A 17,511-nucleotide genomic window follows, 5' to 3' on the forward strand; every position below is an offset into this window, starting at 1 on the left:
ACCATGATGGATGCTACTATTCTATTCGTTGATGATGAGGAAGGTTTTGTTGACGCTATGTCCAAGAGACTGGCCAGAAGAAATCTGACTGTCCACAAGGCATATGACGGAGAACAGGCCATGCAGATGCTTGCTGAGCATCACGAAATCGAAGTTGTTATTCTGGATATGAAGATGCCGGGCAAGGACGGTCTGGGAGTGTTGCGCGACATCAAGCGTGATTTCCCTATCGTGGAAGTGATCATGCTTACCGGGCATGCCACAGTCGAGTCTGCCATCGATGGTATGCAGAATGGTGCTTTCGATTACCTGATGAAGCCGTGCAACATTGATGAACTTGCGGAAAAGCTGCGTAAGGCCGTGGAACTGTATCGTTCCCACGCCGACGAAGAAGTGCAGGCCCGCATCGATGATATTACCCACCGTATGGCCTGATCTGTACGGGTTAAACCGGAACTGAGGGTTTGAACATGACCAGCAACGATAAGCAGATAAAACTTCTAATAGTCGACGATGAGGTCGGCTTTGCTGAAGTTTTGCGTAAACGTCTGGAGCGGCGGGGTATTCACGTCGAAACCGCTTACCGTGGCGAGGACGCGGTGCGGATGCTTCGTGAAAAGCAATTCGATGTTGCCCTGCTCGATCTCAAACTCGAAGGAATGGATGGGATAGAGATTTTAAAAGTTTTCAAAATGCTGGACCCGGATCTTCCGGTTCTGATGCTCACCGGGCATGGCTGCGAAAAAGCCGCGACGGAAAGTATTAGGCTGGGAGTTGCGGACTATCTTTCCAAACCGGTCGAGTTCAGTCTGCTGCTTGAAAAAGTGCAGCAGGCATCCATCCGTAAGGAGGTGGACCATGGAAAAGATAAAAGTACTTCTGGTTGATGATGAAGTTGAATTTTCCCGTGTTCTTTCCCTCAGGTTGGAAAGAAGGGGACTTGAAGTCGGCACGGCCGGCGGGGCCGATGAGGCTGTTGAAGCCTTGAAGGAACACCCGGTAGACGTGGTGCTGCTGGACATAAAGATGCCCGGCAGGGACGGAGTTCAGCTGCTTGGAGAAATAAAGAGACAGTATCCCGAGATCGCGGTTGTGATGCTCACGGCCCATGCTGAATCGGACATAGTGGTTTCCAGTCTGGCCATGGGGGCTTGTGATTACCTCCTGAAACCGGCCGATGTGGATGAGATTGTCCACAAGCTCAAGGATGCAGTCTTACAATACAACAACAAATGACAACGCGAGGATAATCATGAATTTTTTTAATCAATGGGGTAAGTTTATGATGGCCGGGGCCGGATATATGGCCCGCTGGGAAATAGACAATGCCAAGGCGATTATGGGTAGCAAGAGACTTAGGATGCTTCTCGGGCTGATGCTGATTCCTGTAATTCTTGGGGGTATCGCTTTTGCCGACGATATCGCTCCGATTCTTCCGGATCTGCTCGGCGGTAAAAAGTCCTACAGTCCTGCATTTTACAGTTTTGGAATCTTTATGGTTTCCATCGCCATCGGTCTCGGTGCCGGATTGATTACCGGCTGTATCGGGGCGGGGGGTGGTTTTATCATTGCGCCTGCACTTATGAGTGCCGGGATCAAGGGTATTCTGGCCGTTGGTACCGACCTTTTCCACATCTTCGCCAAGGCGATTATGGGTAGTGTTATCCACCGTAAGATGGGTAATGTTTCCGTGCCGCTGGCGGTGGTTTTCCTGATCGGGGCCATTCTAGGCGCAACAGCGGGCGGTATTATCAACCGTGTGCTTTACGAAATTAATCCGGTTCTTTCGGATGCATTCATCACTACCGTGTACTCCCTCATGCTCGGTTTCCTCGGCTCTTATGCCATGTTGGACTACCTTAAAGCTCGCAAGTCCGGCATGGGCGGTGATGCCCACGGTGGCGGTGAAGGTGCTGAGCTTGGTGCGCTCTCCAAGTCCCTGCAGGGAGTAAACTTCCCGCCCATGGTCAAGTTCGACCATGACCTCGTCCCTGGCGGACGCCAGATTTCATGGGTATTCCTCGTGCTCTCCGGCGCGCTGGTCGGTCTTGCCGCCGGTATTATGGGGGTAGGCGGTGGCTTTCTGACCTTCCCCATCTTTGTATACGTACTCGGCGTTTCTTCCATGACCACAGTTGGAACTGATATTTTCCAGATCGTGTTCACGGCCGGATTCGCATCTATCAGCCAGTACGCAATTTACGGTTTTATCTTTTACACTCTGGCTATGGGTATGCTGCTCGGTTCCCTGCTGGGTATCCAGATCGGCGCGTTGGTGACCAAGGTTGTTCCCGGCATCACCATCCGCGGCTTCTACGCCATGGCGGTTCTGGCCGGATTTGTAAACCGTATATTTGCCCTGCCCGGAAAGCTTGGTGAAATGGGCTACCTGCCTATCTCTCCGGCCATGGGCAGCATATTGGATACCATCGGCATCTGGGCATTCTTTGTAGTTATCGGCGGTTTCTCCGTCTGGGTTATCGGGACTTTCCTAGTGAATATCAGGAATCTCAAGGTTGAGGAGGCACGTTAAGATGATCGTCAATAAGAAAGAATTTACCGGCGGTTTGGCCTTACTAGTTCTCTTTTTTGCTGTGCTGGTTGTTATGTTCCAGCCTCTGTTCGACGGTAAGAATTCCATGGCCTATCTTGATGCCATGTACAACTCAATCTCCAAAGGCTCAGTTAACTATATCCCTGACCTGCGTGAAAATGTGAAATCTATCGGGGATAAGGAAGTCAACTTCAAGCTTACTTACTCCACCGCAGTGCAGGCCGAACAGTCTGAAAAGCTGTTCAGCTCTGCCGGGGTACAGGTCTCTCTGAGCGGTAAAGATCTGGAAGTAAAGGGTTCCATCGGGACCATTCTGGATAGTTGTCTTGATGATGCAGATCTTATGTATCACAACAAGGGCGGAGAAGTTACCGGCAAGTACGATATAGAACCGCGCCGGGCCACCTTTAACTGGTGGACCAGCCTCGGCCTGATGGAAAAGGCTCTTAATGACCAGAGTGAGTTTAAGGTTGCCAAGGTAGCTTCATCCGTCATGAAGAAGGGCGTGGAAACAGCATACAACTATTATGAAATTGAACCCTTGAATATCATGGATGAACTGTGGTTGGTCATCTTCTCGCTGGTATTCTATGTGGTCTACACTTTGTGGTACGGCTTTGCCATCCTCTTCGTTTTCGAAGGATGGGGACTCAATCTAGGACATTGATGTAATAGCCGGATCTCAATATAACGTATACGGCCCGGTTGCCTCCAGTGCCGGGCCGTATACTTAATTTTTAGGATCGTGGTTGCCTTGCGCAAGTTTATGCTGCAGAAACGGTTTACTCGGACCTGATTTCACCTTATCCTTTTAAAGATGAGGGGATTACAATGAATCTTCAGGAATATTACGACACCATAATGCAACTGAGCCACGGCATCGTGGTTACATTGGATTTGAATGGAGAAATCATCCACGGCAATGCCCGTTTGGAAGATCTCACCGGCTATTCAATGAAGGAGTTGGCCGGAAAGGACTGGTTTGAAACCTTCGTAGTCAGAGATGAGCGCGAAGATGCCCGCAGAGATGTTTTCAATAGGGCTAAAAAAAGCAGGATTTCAAAAATTTCCGGGTATATTCGTACCCGCGGCGGCAGCAAGATATATATAGATTGGAATATCAAGCAGCTTACAGATTCCAAGTCCAATGTGGTCAGCATTCTTTGCGTCGGTCAGGATGTAACCAGTCATATGATGCGCCAGAAGGGTCTGCTGTATGAGCGGTTTACACTAATTGAACGCAACAAGGAGTTGAACTGTCTTTTTGAAATTTCCAAACTCGGCAGTGATCTGGATCTGAACATGAAAGAAACCATGGAACGCATCGTTCAGCTGATGCCTTCCGGGTTCCAGAGGCCGGAGAAAACCCATGTCAGGCTGCGTATCGGTAATCTCAGTTGGGAGACACCGGGCTACCGCAAGACCGATAATTTTCTGGTTGAGGCCGTAGATGCCCACCGGGATATTCGCGGAACCATCACCGTAGCTGTTGAAGTGCCGGAAAATTATAATCGATCGGTATTTATCGATGATGAAAAAGACCTGCTCATGACTGCTGCCCAGCAGATAGCCATTATTGTAGCTAAAAAAGAAATCAAGTCTGCTAAAAAGGAATTGGAACAGCAGCTTCGGCAGGCGGACAGGCTGGCTAAAATCGGGCAGTTTTCTGCCGGGGTGGCCCATGAAATCAACGAACCGCTTTCCAATATTCTCGGTTATGCCCAGCTTGCCTTGCAGACTCCGGGACTGGAGGAGCAGGTTCGTATGGATTTGGGGAATATTGTTGATTCTTCGTTGCATGCGCGGGAAATCATCAAGAAACTGATGTTTTTCAGCAGGCAGTTGCCGCCGCAATTAATCCCGACTAATATCAATGAGACAATTACCGAGGCCCTGCGCATCACCGAGACAGCGGCCAAGCGGCATCAGATTGATGTTCAGTGCGATTTTGAAGATGATCTGCCGTTGGTTGCGGCAGACCCGCAGCATATAAAGCAGGTAATAGTCAATCTCGCGGCCAATGCTATTCAGGCAATGGAGGGCGGGGGAAAACTGACTATTAAAACCCTGAGTGACAAGAGCGATGCTTATATTATAGTTGAAGACAATGGTCCGGGAATTCCTGAAGCGGAACTCAAGCAGATTTTTAATCCCTTTTTCACTACTAAGGATGTGGATCAGGGGACCGGACTGGGGCTTTCTGTTGTGCTTGGTATTGTAAAGGCACACAAAGGATTTATTCAGGTTCACAGTGAACTTGGTGAGGGAACATGTTTTGAGATAGTGCTTCCCTGCCAGCAGAAGAATTCAACGGATGACTGATGAGTGGAAAAATTAAGATTCTGGCAGTAGATGATAGTAAGAGCACTCTTGAAGTGCTTAAGAGGAACCTTGAATCAAGCGGTTACGAGGTGTTGACTGCTTTGCGTGTTGATGAAGCCCTTCCGTTGCTTGAAGAGTATGAAATAGATGTTGTCATCACTGATTTTAAAATGCCGCAGGCTTCAGGGTTGGACCTGATCCGCCATGTGCGGGAGAACCACCGCGATATCGAAATTATGATGATTACCGGATATCCATCCATTTCCGGCGCTGTTGAGGCGATCAAAGACGGAGCCGGGGAATACCTGCCCAAGCCGTTTACAGCCGAAGAACTTCTTTCGGCTATGGAACGCATTATGGAGCGGGTCAAGCGGCGTAAGGCTGTTGAGCCTGCCGAGGTCCCGGCTGAGAATTACGGTATTTATGGCAATTCACCCTTGATGCAGCTTGTATTCAGGAGAATCGGAAAGGCCGCGGCGACCAATGCCAATGTGCTCATTTCCGGTGATTCAGGAACTGGTAAAGAATTGGTGGCAAGGGCCGTGCACTATCACAGTGACCGCCGGGCCGCTCCTTTTGTGCCCGTGAACTGCGCTGCCATCCCTGACTCTCTGGTGGAAAGCGAGCTTTTCGGTCATGTGAAGGGAGCTTTTACCGGAGCCAAGGAAGCGCGGGCCGGATTTTTTGAGATTGCCAACGGCGGAACAATTTTCCTTGATGAGATTGGTGATGCCAGCCCAAATATGCAGGCCAAGCTTTTGCGTATCCTGCAATCAAAGGAATTCTGCAAGGTCGGTTCAAGCGTGGTCAATACGGTGGATACCCGTATTCTGGCTGCCACGCATAAGAACCTGAAGCGGCTGGTGGATGACGGTTCCTTCCGTGAAGATCTTTACTACCGTTTGAACGTGGTCGACATTCCTGTTCCGTCCCTTGCCGAGCGTGGTGATGATATTTTGATTATGATCAGCAGTTTTCTGGACCGTTTTTCAAAGTCCATGCAGCGGTCTACACCGCGCATGACCGATGAAGCTTTGCAGGCCCTGCGCAACTACTCATGGCCCGGAAACGTGCGTGAGTTGGAAAACCTGATTCAGCGGCTGGTGGTCATCGTGGATCATGATCCTATTGAGGTGACCGACCTTCCCGATAACATGCGTTTCAGCCTGCCGATGGAAGGCAGGATTGACCGTACCCTTGCGGACATAGAAAAAGAGCACATCAAGAATGTGCTTGCCATGGCCAAGAATAACAAAACCAGAGCAGCTGAAATTTTGGGTATCAATCGCAAGACCCTGCGTGAAAAGCTTAAACGTATGGAAGGGTCCTAAGCCCATACCTGAAATAAAATATATTCTGTCCGCCGGAATCATTGTCATGAATCCGGCGGACTTTTTTAATTAATTCCATTCACAACGCCAGCCGGCATATCCCTGTTCCGCAAAAACGCGAATTTTATAAATACCGGGGCTGACAGTTATGTCTTCGGACATGCCGACGACTTTTTCGTCTACTTTCTGTCCATTTTTGGTCATGATGACAACCCGGTAACTCTGCTTTCCTCCTTTGTATGGATCGCTGAAGCGCAGGGTTGTGCCCGAAACTGTGCTTAGTTCCCATTCGCCCCTGCTATCCGATGTCCCGGCTTTGAGGCTGCCGTGGGCCAGCCGCCAACTGGCGGCGAGGTTGCCGCGGACCCTTTTGGCGTAATTCATCTTCGGTTTAGGCTGTTGCGGAGTCTGCACCTGCTGCGGAGTCTGCACCTGTTGAGACTGTTGCGGGGGGCCTGAAATCTTTGTGCCCCATACCCTGTTGCCGACCTGATTCTGGCCGTCAATACGGCTGCCGTCATTAGATATGGTCAGGGTGTCTATCCATTTGCCGTTGCTCCAGATGACCTTGACCACTCCGCGCGCGGGATCGATGCATTGCCAGCTGTTGCCGTTACCGGGCATACCTCCACCTGCATAAAATTCTGCTTGTGAGCCGGTGAACCAGCGCCATTTACCAACTATTTTATCACATCCGTTTCCATTAACAACGTAGGGATCTCCTTGTGATCCGCCATAAGGATCGCTGCCCATTCCCGGGGGAGGTGAAAAGCGCAGGCTGTTCAAACATTCATAGACGAGGTTTTGATAGCTGCTGGCTAAAGCCTCGGCATATACTCCGATAGCAACGACCGCGCCGCCTTTGGCATAGGCATAGATAGCGTAGGCATGCAGCTTGTTACCGTTGTAAAAAGAACTGTACTCCCTAAATATTGCCGGGTGGTTATCCTGCGTTATACTCCGGCTGGAGATTCTGTTTTGAAAATATGCTCCACCCCGGTTGAGAATCGCCTGCTCCATGCCGTCCGCAATGGCCTGCAGGCCGGGATTATTGCCTGATGCGGCGTAGACTTCGATAAAAGCGTTGCGGTCCGGGGATATAACCTGCTTTTTGAGATCGTCAGATAAATCTTCTGTATTTTCGGTCCATTCGTTGGGTGTTTGTATCCAGAAATCAGCATCACCGTATGCCGTAGCGCTGTGAACAGCGGAAAGCAGAAAAATAACTGTCAGCATGACGTATAAAAATGTCTGTTTGATTTTAGGCACGGCTCGCCTCCTGCGGTAAATATAGTTCTGGGGGATTTTATTATAGCTTGCAGGAATGCTTTTTGGCAATTGCTGAGCGATGTTTCTTTTCTGGAGAATGTTCTTTGGTATATTTGATGAAATGTTAAGATTTCTTAATGTAATACGGTCTTATAGTTGCTGAAATCCTGATCAGACACAGGAATAGGCAAGAATTGCCTCTCAGTGAAATTGATCAGGAGGAATAATTATGAGCATTTCCGGCATTGGCGGTTCATCGGTTAGTGGTTTGTTTTCAGATCAACTGAGCCAGATGAATCAAAAGAAACGGCCCGAGGATTTTGATTCCACGGAAGATTTTGTCGATTCCATCATCGGCGATCAGGACAGCGACGGTGACGGGCTGCTGAGTTCTTCAGAAGCTAATTTCAAAGAAGATCATTTTAATAAGATTGATTCCGACGGTGACGGCTATCTTTCTCAGGAAGAGCTTGTTGCTGATGTGGAAAAGATGCAGGAAATGAAGGCCGCAATGGGCAGCATTTCTGTGGCAATGGGTGGCGGAAAGTCTGCCAGCGGTACGGAAGAGAGTTCTTCCAACGATGAGTCCGAGGAAGAATATGATGAGTTCGACTACAACAAAGACGGCGTTGTAACTCTGGATGAAATGCAGCAGGCTTTTGCCAGCGGAGAAACCTCGCTGGAAGATATAGTTGGTCGCAGGGGGGATCAGAATCAGCAGAGCGCAAACGAAGAAGGTCAGTCCGGGCAGTCCATAATGCAACGCATGGCTATGCGTGCCTATCAGGATCAGTCCGCAAATTACTCATCATCCAGTCTGCTTGGTTCCAGTGTATAATTCGGCATCATGGTTTAAGGCTGTGAATGGATTCACGGTCCCGGCGTATTAATTCAAAGCAAGGAAATATGTCGTGAACATGGATGTAGAAAAAGGCTTACCTTGAATAGGGTAAGCCTTTTCTGTTTTTTACATAAATAAATTATAGAGCCTTCTTCAAAATTTCCAGCAGTTCTGATCCGGTCAGCTCGATGGGATTTCCTCTCATGCTGCTGGCCTGTGCGGCTTTGGCGGCAAGGGATTTGAAATCTTTTTCAGCCACTCCAATCTCACCAAGTCCGGGAATGTTCATTTTCCGGCAAATATCTTTAACCCATTCAATGCCGTCTGCGGCTTGGGCTGTACTGTCTGCGGTCAGAATCTGTGCGATTTCATCGTATGCAGCTAGGGCCGGATTCTGCGGATCGCGTTCCTTCAGGGCGCGGATGTTTATTTCCATTACATAAGGAAGCAGTGCGGCGCAGACCGCTCCATGCGGTGCTTTGAATTCACCACCAAGCGGAGCGGCGAAACCGTGGACAGCACCAAGCTTGGCGTTGGCGAGGGTTATGCCGGAAAAGAGGCTTGCCAACGCCATGCCTGTGCGGGCTTCAACATCCTGTCCGTCTTCATAAGCCGGGAACATTGATTTTGCACCATGTTTCAAACCTTCTCGGCAGAGCGCATCTGTCATGGGGGATGCAAAGCGGGAGACAAAAGATTCCATGAGCTGGGTCAGGGCATCCAGCCCGGTGGCGGCAGTCACTGCCGGGGGAGCGGACAGGGTCAGTAGCGGATCAGCCACCGCAATATCCGGGATCATATCAGTCGAGCGCAGGCTGACTTTGACCCTGTGTTCGGAAGAGAGCAGCACTGCGTTGGATGTTACTTCAGATCCTGTGCCGGAGGTCGTCGGTGCGGCGATGAGCGGCAGGGGTTTTTCCGTGAGAGGCATGCCTTTGCCTACAACTTCCAGATAATCCAGAATATCCCGTGTGTTGGGGATCAGCGCGGCAATGGCTTTGCCTGCATCAAGAACACTGCCTCCGCCTATGGCGACGACCACATCGCAGCCTTTTGCGCGGGCTTCGGCTGCATGGGCGGAGATAAGTTCCGTATCCGGTTCCCCTGAAATGGGTATGGTGTGCAGGGAAGACACTTTTTGCTGCAAGGCATCAATGAGCCATTGAATTCTTTGCTGTGACTTTCCGGTCACAAGGCAGATATTTTTGCCCATTGCTGCTGCATGTTCTGGGATGGAGTGCGCGCTCTCCGGGCCGAAGACGATTTTTGGTGCGGTGGAAAATTGAAAATTCATGGGCAGAGATTACCGCAGCACTTTGGGGTCTGCAATTTGTTTTCGCTTCTTTGAATCATACAAAATACTGATTGATCTTAGCATGTACTTTGCTAGATTTTGGATACACAACTTGCGGAGGTATTCCATGAAAACGATCAAAGTTACCATATTTTCAGACTATATTTGACCCTACTGCTACATCGGCAAAGGTATTGTCGAAAAATTACAGCAGGAGTTCGCCGGAGAATTAACCATTGAAGATGAATGGCTGCCTTATGAAATCCATCCCGAAACCCCGGCGGGGGGAGTGCGGCTGGATGAATATTTTCCCGGCATGAATACCGCTCTTTTCTTTGAAGAGATCAACCAGCGTGCAAAACGTTATGATCTTGTATTTGGGCCTCAGGAAGTGATGAGCAATTCCCGGCTGGCGCTTATGGGCGGAGAATTAGCCAAGGAGCACGGACGCTACCACGAGTATCACGAGGCGGTTTTCAAAGCCTTTTTTACTGATTGTAAAAATATCGGTGAAATGGACGTACTGCTGGAAGCTGCCCGAAACTGCGGGCTTGATGAAGATGCTTTTACGCAGGCTTTGGAGCAGGGCGTTTATCTGGATAAATTAAAGGAAACCACGCAAAAAGCGCGCGATAATTTCGTAAATGCTGCACCTACATTTGTAATTGAGGGACACGGTAATGTTACCGGAGCGGCGTCTCTGGACAGCTTCCGGGAGATTTTCCGCAAACTTCAGGACCGGAATTAGCTGTTCTTCGTTCACAATAGATTCACAGTCAACGTGTAAAGGTCCGTTCAATCATTGGGCGGGCCTTTTATTTAGTATACTCAGGAAATATTAAGGCTACTGACTGGATTTTTATTATTTGCTAGCTCCCGTTTATGGAAGCCGTAATTTCGGAGGTCTATGGTGGGTCGATATTTTGGAGAGAACGTTTTCGGAGAGAGTTCAATGTTTTTAAGATCTGTTTTGTCTTTTGTCTCTTTATCATTTCTGGTCGGGCTTATGTTTCTGAATGCAGGATGTTCTGCAATCGAGTATTACGATTTTGAACCTGAAAATCCTTACCAGAAGCTCCCCAAGTCATCCATCCCCGATGTGATGGGGGCGAGTTCCTTGTTCAGCGGTCATTCTTAGAAATATGGTTGTGAATTGTTTGTGTCGCCACAAAATTGTAATTTAAACTAGTACTTATCGTAATGTTCTTGTCATAATATTCGCGCATAAGTTCCGTGTCGAGGTGGTGGATTAAACCTGAATATACGGAGTTGATATTATGGAAAGACGCGAATTTTTGAAGATGGGTATTGTTGCCGGAGCCGCTGTGGCTGCTTCTGCAATGCCTGCAATGGCTGAGGCTTCTTACACTGAATTTACACTTGAAGATTGCATGAAGCTGACCCCGCAGCAGATGGCTGAAAATTCCGGTGCGGTCATGGAGTCATGGAAGTTTATTCAGGCTCAGGCTGCCAGCATCAAGAATCCCAAACTGCGCAAAGCGGTTCAGGAAATTATCGCTAACCCTGCCCCGAAACTGGAGACTGTTGTGAGCGGGCGCAAGAAAGAAGTTTATAAAGAACTGGATAAAAACGGATGGCTCAAGGGTGTTTCCTACGATGCCTTCCTGCCTGAAAACGGCTCTGCAAAAAAAGCCAACCAGCCTTTTTATACCGCTCCCGGCAGCGGCTACACCAGCCACCACAGTTACCCCGGCGGGCTGGCAACCCACACAGCCTTGAACGTTGAGATGTCTCTGGCTCTTTACGATAACTATAACAAAATTTACGGCTTTAACCTTGACCGTGACGTGATTGTTGCTGCCCAGATTCTGCATGATTTGCATAAACCCTGGGTTTTCCAGTGGCAGAAGGACGGCTCCAGCCGAAATGAGAACAAACTTGCCGGAACCGGTGAGCACCATGTTCTCGGTGTAGCAGAATCCATTGTTCGCGGTCTGCCTGCTGACGTCTGTGTGGCTCAAGCCTGCGCCCACAACCACCCCGGTTTTTCCAAGGATGAAGAAGGTCCGGTTCGCTGGCTTAAGGCTGCAGCGATCATTGCTGATGTTGATCCGGTTGAATACGGTCTGCTCGCTGCAGACGGTAAGACCCTCCCTCTTCAGCGCAGCATGGAAGCGTTTGTCACTCACCTCGGCGACCATGACTGGGTTCTGACTGTTCCCGCTGCAAAGTGGCTTATCCCGGCTATGGAAGAAATAGCCATGCAGGATTACGGTATTAATAAAGCAGATCTCCAATCCAGGAAATTCTATGCGTTACGCAATACTGTTTTCAGTCAGGCGACCATCATGACTCTTTACCGTCTGATGCAGAAGGACGGTAAGGAAGCCCTGCGCAAGCAGGTTCATTCCATCGTGAAAGCTTAGCACCGGTTACGCATAAACATAAAAAACGGGGCTGTCGAAGATTATTCGACAGCCCCGTTTTTTGTGAGATTGAAAAAATCTATTTAGCTGGCCATGTATTCATGCAGTGCCTTGCAGAGCTGGTCAGCACAGGAAGTATTCTTCTTGCCGCAGGTTATGCCTTCGAGAGTGCTGATGATCTGCTCAAGTTCCATACCCTTCACAAGGGCGGAGATGGCTTTGAGGTTACCGTCGCAGCCTCCGGTGAAGTTCAGGTAGGTTATCCTGTTGTTTTCGACTTTAAACCGGATCAATTTGGCACAGATTCCCTTAGGGGTGAAAACCTGACTGTCGGCGGGAGCTTCACTTCCTCCCAGAGGGCTGAGCATAGTCGGCTGAAGAGTAATGTTTTCCATTTTTTCCTCTGTATTTGATTAAGGTCATATCCACCTCAGGATGGAGCGGATAGTGTTGAATTGATTGTGCTGGAAGTTTTTCATCATGAAATTGATGTTCAGGTCAAGGGGCTTTTCACCCCTTATTTTCGGCTTGTCTTTTGACTTTTCGGTCATATTGTGGGATTTCATGGCTTTGCTGTTTGGCAAAAAAAGAAAATAAATTTGAACTTATTTTTTAAGAGGGATGTTTGGCATGCTGAAATCAATTTCAGACGGTCTGCAGAAAACTTTTCCGCTTGCTTTCAATGAATATCCGGCGAGACTTCAGGTGGAAGTTACCACCCGGTGCAATATGAATTGCTCCATGTGTGTGAAGTATGCTCCGGAAAGCGATATTTCAGAGAGTGATTTGAGTCTTGATGATTTCAAGAAGCTGGGGCCGGCCTTGGAGCATTGCGAAAAGCTGGTTCTGAACGGTATCGGGGAACCCCTGCTGCATCCTGATCTTGCAGCGATGGCAGCTTTTGCCCGGAAGCGTATGCCGAAACATGGTTCCATCGGCTTTCAGACCAACGGTTTGCTTTTTACTGAGGACAGGGCACAGGAATTGGTTGAGGCTGGAGTGGATACTTTTTGTATTTCTGTTGATTCGGTCGATCCTTCGGTGACAGGCGGGGAACTGCATGGTCAGTCCAGCACTGACAGGCTGGCCCGGACTTTCAAAATTTTGCGTGAAGCCGGAAAGAAGGGCAGCAGGAAAATTCGTCTTGGTGCGGAATTCGTACTCATGTCCGAAACCTATGCCCAGCTTCCTGATGTAGTCCGCTGGGCAGCGGAGCAGGGCGCTGAGTTTGTTCTCTGTTCCCATGTGCTGGCTTTTCACAGATCCATGCAGGAACAGTCTTTGTTTAATCCCAATACCCGGACCGCTGTTGAGCTTTATGACAAATGGAAGGGTGTAGCTCGTGAACGGGGTCAGGATTTAGAGAACTATTTCAGTTTTGTCTGGAATCCCGGTAGGAGCATGAAGCGGGAAAAGCTCTTTGATCTCATACGCGAAATGAGAGCCGAAGCTGAGCTGCGTGGAATCTGGATCAACCTGCGTAGCCTTGCGGACTGGGACCAGCGCAGCCAATCGGAAGAGTTTAAACTGTTGCGCGAAGTCTATGCCCGCTCAAAAGAACTGGCAGCCGAGCTTGAAGTGGACCTGCGCTTGCCGCCTTTGATGGCGGAAAATGAACTGAGCTGTTCATTTCTCGAAAATGGAACAGCGTTTATCACCTCAAAAGGTGAAGTTTCGCCCTGTCAGTTTCTCTGGCACAGTTGTACTTGTTTTCTGGATGGCAGTGAAAAGCTCCTCCGCCAGAAAGTATTCGGAACCCTTGCTGCTGACGATATAGCTGAGGTCTGGAAATCTCCAGAGTATCAATATTTTCGGACTGATGTGCTGGAATACGAATATCCTTACTGTTCTAATTGTCCCATGGTTCCCTGTGACGACATAATCGGACGGAGCAACGAGTTTGAATGCGATTGTCTTGGCTTGGAAGTTCCCTGCGGGCATTGTCCGTGGGCCATGGGCGGTTTGCAATGTCTGATGTGATCACTTTGCGCTAAGTGAACATTTCAATGGAAAAAAGAACCTCACGTATGCGAACATACGTGAGGTTTTTTTCGTTATATAGCTGATGCGTATCAGCAGTCTGGGCTACTGTTCTTCTTCAGGATCAGGGTCAGGATCTGGATCAGTCACATAAAGTTCCACTTCCTTACTCTTCATCAGGTCGCAAAAAACCTGCGGCGGTCTCTTGTCTGTGAATATAGCATCAATCTCGCCGAGATCGGCAATGCGGACCATGGCGTTACGGTTGAATTTGGTGTGGTCGGTGACCAGAAAAATATTGCGGGCATTGTTGATGATTTCGCGGGCGACACGGACTTCGTGGTAGTCGTAGTCGAGCAGCGTGCCGTCTTCATCTATGCCGGAAACCCCGATGATACCGTAATCCACTTTGAACTGCTTGATGAATTCAACAGTGGCTTCCCCGGTAATCCCTTTATCCCGCTGGCGGACCATCCCTCCGGCCACGATAACTTCGCAATCATTATTGCTCATGGTCTGGGCCACATTGAGGTTGTTTGTGATGATGCGCAGCGATTTGTGGTTGGCAAGGGCTTTTGCAACTTCCTCGGTTGTTGTTCCAATATTTATGAACATGGAAGCATGTTCGGGAATATGTTTGGCAACCATTTCAGCGATGAGTCTTTTTTCCTGATGCAGGATGTTGCGGCGTGCGCTGTAGTCAACATTCTCTACACTTGAGGCTCTGCCTGCTCCACCATGAAAACGCTGTAAAAGATTATTCTTACAGAGTTTGTTGATATCCCTTCTGATTGTCTGGGGGGTAACCTCAAAATGCTGTGCAAGGGATTCAATGGGAGTGAAACCTCTTTCATTAACAATATTAAAGATTTCCCGTTGTCTTTTTGATAATGACTCGAGGTTGAATTTCATGCCTTTGTTCTTTCTTTTTTGTTTTTCAGTCAAAATGACCGTCTCCTTCCTTTCGCCACCGAACAATTTTATTTATATAATGAGAGACTTCGGTATTTTTGGTTGTTTTTCTACCCAAAGGTATTCGTTTCATGTAAAATGAAAATTGTTACGCTTCATTGTGACTCTTAGCAGCAGTCGCACTCACACGCAAGGCAAAGAAGTGATTTTTGGCCGATACAGATTTTGCGTAATGCTCATTTGTTCACTTTTGAATGATAAAGAAGCATAACCGAGTTTTATTAGTGCCTTAAATCGTCTTTTTTCGTGTTTCGACGCTGAAAATTGATTCGCTAATCGAAAATTTATTTTTGATCGTAAAGGTTGGTTTTTATTTTGTTTTTATATAAAAGTCTTCCAAAATGAAAATAAATTCTTGTCATATTGTTTTCAATATGTCACATTTTGTTCAAAAGCGAAACGGAAAGAGGTGGCTAACGAAATTTTCAGCGTTTCGCATTGAAATACGATGCGTGGGAGGAACCCGTTTTCAACGGTTGGTTTTTGATGATTCGGGTTCATATGTTCATTACAATTTTTATCCGGCGATTGCGGTCGGTTTATAGAGTGGGTGTTGCATGAAACGTTCTGATTTTGTCCAACAGATGGAAGACAGCTCAAAGGTTTGGGACTTCATTATTATAGGTGGTGGTGCTACCGGTCTCGGTTCCGGTCTTGATGCTGCTGCCCGTGGTTATTCTGTACTTCTTCTTGAGCAGGGTGATTTTGCCGAGGCAACTTCCAGCCGTAGTACCAAGATGGTTCACGGCGGTGTCAGGTATCTCGCGCAGGGTAATATTTCTCTGGTCATGGAAGCTCTGTATGAGCGCGGTATCCTCAAGCAGAATGCCCCGCACATGTGCTACAACCAGAAGTTCATCGTTCCCGACTACAAATGGTGGGGCCTTCCCTACTACGGCATCGGCCTGAAGTGCTATGACTTGCTGGCCAGAAAATACAGCTTCGGCCCCTCCCAGATCTACTCCAAGGGATCTGTGATGAAGGAAGTTCCCGGTGTTCTTGCCAAGAAGCTTAAAGGCGGCGTGACATACCACGACGGTCAGTTTGATGATGCCCGTCTTGCTCTTACCATTGCCCGTACCATGGCAGACATGGGCGGTTGCCCCATGAACCACACCAAGGTTACTGATCTCGTTAAGAATTCTACCGGTTATGTCTGCGGTGTTAAAGCTGAAGACAAGCTCTCCGGTAAGACTTACGAGCTGAAAGCTAAGGCCGTTATCAACGCCACCGGTATTTTTACTGATGATATCATGAACATGGACAACGGCGAGCACAAGCCGCTCATCGCTCCCAGTCAGGGTATCCACATTGTTATCGACCGTGAATTCCTTGGTGGCGATACCGGTATCATGGTTCCCAAAACCGATGATGGTCGCGTAATTTTCTTCGTGCCCTGGCACGGCAAGGTTGTTGTCGGTACTACTGACACCGCTCTTGATGGTGTATGTATGGAGCCGAAGCCTCTCGAAGAAGAAATCAACTTCCTCGTTGAGCATTCCGCAAGATATCTTGCTAAAGCTCCTACCCGTGCAGATGTTCGCAGTGTATTCACCGGTATTCGTCCCTTGATTGCAGCTGGCGATTCCGAATCCACTTCCGCACTCTCCAGAGACCACTACCTGACCGTGTCCCCCAACAAGTTGTTGACCATTGCCGGTGGTAAATGGACCACTTACAGGCACATGGCTGAAGACTGCATCGACAACGCAATCCAGATGGGGAGCCTGCCTTTCCGTCCCTGCGTGACCAAGAACGTTAAACTCCACGGTTACACCGAAGAGTTTGACCACAATGATCACATGCACGTTTACGGTAGCGAAGCAGCAGAGATCATGGCTCTGGCTGAAGAGTACCCCGAACTTGATGCCCGCATGCATGAAAGACTGCCGTATTCCTGGCTTGAAGTTGTCTGGGCTGCCCGCAACGAATGGGCTCAGACTGTGGGCGACGCATTGTCCCGCAGAACCAGAGCACTGATCATCGATGCTAAAGCTGCCAATGAAGTAGCCCCTAAAGCCGCTGAAATTATGGCAAAAGAGCTTGGTAAAGATGAAGCGTGGGTTAAGGAACAGATTGCAGAGTTTCAGGAACTGGCCAAGAATTACATTGTAGATTAATATATAATTTTGCGATTTTATCGGCCCGGGTGTTGATGTCTCCCTACTGCATCAGCACCCAGCCGGAATGTTGCATATACATATTTCGCACTGTCTTCAGTGCAGCATATTCTCCAAAGAACGATGGGGGGCTTCCCTACTCCCATCACCACTTCCCTTTGCCGTCGGTCGCCTGGGCCGACGGCTTCTTTTTTTTCATTTAAGTGCAAAAAAGTAGTGTGTCTGGTTTGGAAATTGAGTATATTCGAATTCAATTTCTTTACTGTGATGTTCACTTTGTATGTACAAATGAGTGCATGTGCCCGTTTGTATTGACAGTACGGTGCCATTTTCGTTTCAGGTAAAATGGCGGTATATGTTGCTATGCGCCATAAAGACCGCCTTATTTGTGGAAAAGGAGGTGTCGGAAAAGAAAAAATGTTTTGGAAATAGATGTTGCAA

General features: G+C 48.5%; 17 protein-coding genes. 13 read left to right on the top strand and 4 right to left on the bottom strand.

Features of this window, described 5'->3' with window-relative positions; genetic code table 11:
* The first annotated feature begins 3 nt into the window (after positions 1-3).
* The 7 genes from ACNI29_RS11205 to ACNI29_RS11235 all read left to right on the top strand — a co-directional run bounded on the left by ACNI29_RS11205 (position 4) and on the right by ACNI29_RS11235 (position 6,207).
* Positions 4-435: a response regulator gene (locus ACNI29_RS11205; RefSeq protein ID WP_419778461.1), complete on the top strand. Its 432-nt coding sequence runs from the start codon at positions 4-6 to the stop codon at positions 433-435.
* A 35-nt stretch (positions 436-470) separates the two neighbouring features.
* Positions 471-887, top strand: a complete 417-nt coding sequence (locus ACNI29_RS11210; protein WP_419778462.1) for a response regulator — start codon at positions 471-473, stop codon at positions 885-887.
* On the top strand, positions 859-1,236 hold the full coding sequence (locus ACNI29_RS11215) for a response regulator (RefSeq protein ID WP_419778463.1): 378 nt from the start codon (positions 859-861) through the stop codon (positions 1,234-1,236). The genes ACNI29_RS11210 and ACNI29_RS11215 overlap by 29 nt, the downstream gene beginning before the upstream one ends.
* Positions 1,237-1,252: 16 nt before the next feature.
* Positions 1,253-2,533 (top strand): sulfite exporter TauE/SafE family protein, encoded by a 1,281-nt coding sequence (locus tag ACNI29_RS11220; protein ID WP_419778464.1) that lies wholly within the window; start codon positions 1,253-1,255, stop codon positions 2,531-2,533.
* 1 nt (position 2,534) lies between these two features.
* Positions 2,535-3,221, top strand: a complete 687-nt coding sequence (locus ACNI29_RS11225) for a hypothetical protein (protein WP_419778465.1) — start codon at positions 2,535-2,537, stop codon at positions 3,219-3,221.
* 164 nt (positions 3,222-3,385) lie between these two features.
* Positions 3,386-4,876 carry a PAS domain-containing sensor histidine kinase gene (locus tag ACNI29_RS11230; RefSeq protein ID WP_419778466.1) on the top strand — a complete coding sequence of 497 codons (1,491 nt, stop codon included), beginning with the start codon at positions 3,386-3,388 and terminating at the stop codon, positions 4,874-4,876.
* Positions 4,876-6,207 (top strand): sigma-54-dependent transcriptional regulator, encoded by a 1,332-nt coding sequence (locus tag ACNI29_RS11235; protein WP_419778467.1) that lies wholly within the window; start codon positions 4,876-4,878, stop codon positions 6,205-6,207. The genes ACNI29_RS11230 and ACNI29_RS11235 overlap by 1 nt, the downstream gene beginning before the upstream one ends.
* Before the next feature lie 69 nt (positions 6,208-6,276).
* Here ACNI29_RS11235 and ACNI29_RS11240 read toward each other — a convergent pair whose 3' ends face one another.
* Positions 6,277-7,476 (bottom strand): hypothetical protein, encoded by a 1,200-nt coding sequence (locus tag ACNI29_RS11240; protein WP_419778468.1) that lies wholly within the window; start codon positions 7,474-7,476, stop codon positions 6,277-6,279.
* 229 nt (positions 7,477-7,705) lie between these two features.
* On the opposite strand from ACNI29_RS11240, the gene ACNI29_RS11245 reads away from it, so the two are divergent.
* A complete protein-coding gene (locus ACNI29_RS11245; RefSeq protein WP_419778469.1) occupies positions 7,706-8,314 on the top strand; it encodes an EF-hand domain-containing protein in 609 nt (202 codons plus the stop codon).
* A 142-nt stretch (positions 8,315-8,456) separates the two neighbouring features.
* Here the strand turns inward: ACNI29_RS11245 and ACNI29_RS11250 are convergent, their stop codons facing one another.
* Positions 8,457-9,611: an iron-containing alcohol dehydrogenase gene (locus tag ACNI29_RS11250; RefSeq protein WP_419778470.1), complete on the bottom strand. Its 1,155-nt coding sequence runs from the start codon at positions 9,609-9,611 to the stop codon at positions 8,457-8,459.
* Positions 9,612-9,792: 181 nt separating this feature from the next.
* Here ACNI29_RS11250 and ACNI29_RS11255 point away from each other — a divergent pair, with 181 nt between their 5' ends.
* From ACNI29_RS11255 to ACNI29_RS11265, 3 genes are all read left to right on the top strand, one after another.
* Positions 9,793-10,359, top strand: a complete 567-nt coding sequence (locus ACNI29_RS11255; RefSeq protein WP_419782105.1) for a DsbA family oxidoreductase — start codon at positions 9,793-9,795, stop codon at positions 10,357-10,359.
* Between the two features lie 204 nt (positions 10,360-10,563).
* The gene (locus ACNI29_RS11260) at positions 10,564-10,749 is read left to right on the top strand and encodes a hypothetical protein (protein WP_419778471.1); all 186 of its coding nucleotides are present in this window, start codon (positions 10,564-10,566) and stop codon (positions 10,747-10,749) included.
* A gap of 139 nt (positions 10,750-10,888) precedes the next feature.
* On the top strand, positions 10,889-11,998 hold the full coding sequence (locus ACNI29_RS11265) for a metal-dependent phosphohydrolase (protein WP_419778472.1): 1,110 nt from the start codon (positions 10,889-10,891) through the stop codon (positions 11,996-11,998).
* 83 nt (positions 11,999-12,081) lie between these two features.
* Here the strand turns inward: ACNI29_RS11265 and ACNI29_RS11270 are convergent, their stop codons facing one another.
* The gene (locus ACNI29_RS11270; RefSeq protein WP_419778473.1) at positions 12,082-12,393 is read right to left on the bottom strand and encodes a TIGR03905 family TSCPD domain-containing protein; all 312 of its coding nucleotides are present in this window, start codon (positions 12,391-12,393) and stop codon (positions 12,082-12,084) included.
* Positions 12,394-12,628: 235 nt separating this feature from the next.
* Between ACNI29_RS11270 and ACNI29_RS11275 the strand changes: the two genes are divergently transcribed.
* The gene (locus tag ACNI29_RS11275) at positions 12,629-13,978 is read left to right on the top strand and encodes a radical SAM/SPASM family putative metalloenzyme maturase (protein ID WP_419778474.1); all 1,350 of its coding nucleotides are present in this window, start codon (positions 12,629-12,631) and stop codon (positions 13,976-13,978) included.
* Between the two features lie 105 nt (positions 13,979-14,083).
* Here ACNI29_RS11275 and ACNI29_RS11280 read toward each other — a convergent pair whose 3' ends face one another.
* Positions 14,084-14,923, bottom strand: coding sequence for a DeoR/GlpR family DNA-binding transcription regulator (locus ACNI29_RS11280; RefSeq protein ID WP_426803761.1), 840 nt, complete (start codon positions 14,921-14,923; stop codon positions 14,084-14,086).
* A 584-nt stretch (positions 14,924-15,507) separates the two neighbouring features.
* Between ACNI29_RS11280 and ACNI29_RS11285 the strand changes: the two genes are divergently transcribed.
* The gene (locus ACNI29_RS11285) at positions 15,508-17,070 is read left to right on the top strand and encodes a glycerol-3-phosphate dehydrogenase/oxidase (protein ID WP_419778475.1); all 1,563 of its coding nucleotides are present in this window, start codon (positions 15,508-15,510) and stop codon (positions 17,068-17,070) included.
* Positions 17,071-17,511 lie beyond the last annotated feature (441 nt).

The sequence above is a fragment of the Maridesulfovibrio spiralis (SeqCode) genome (assembly GCF_048571135.1).
GTDB lineage: Bacteria > Desulfobacterota > Desulfovibrionia > Desulfovibrionales > Desulfovibrionaceae > Maridesulfovibrio > Maridesulfovibrio spiralis.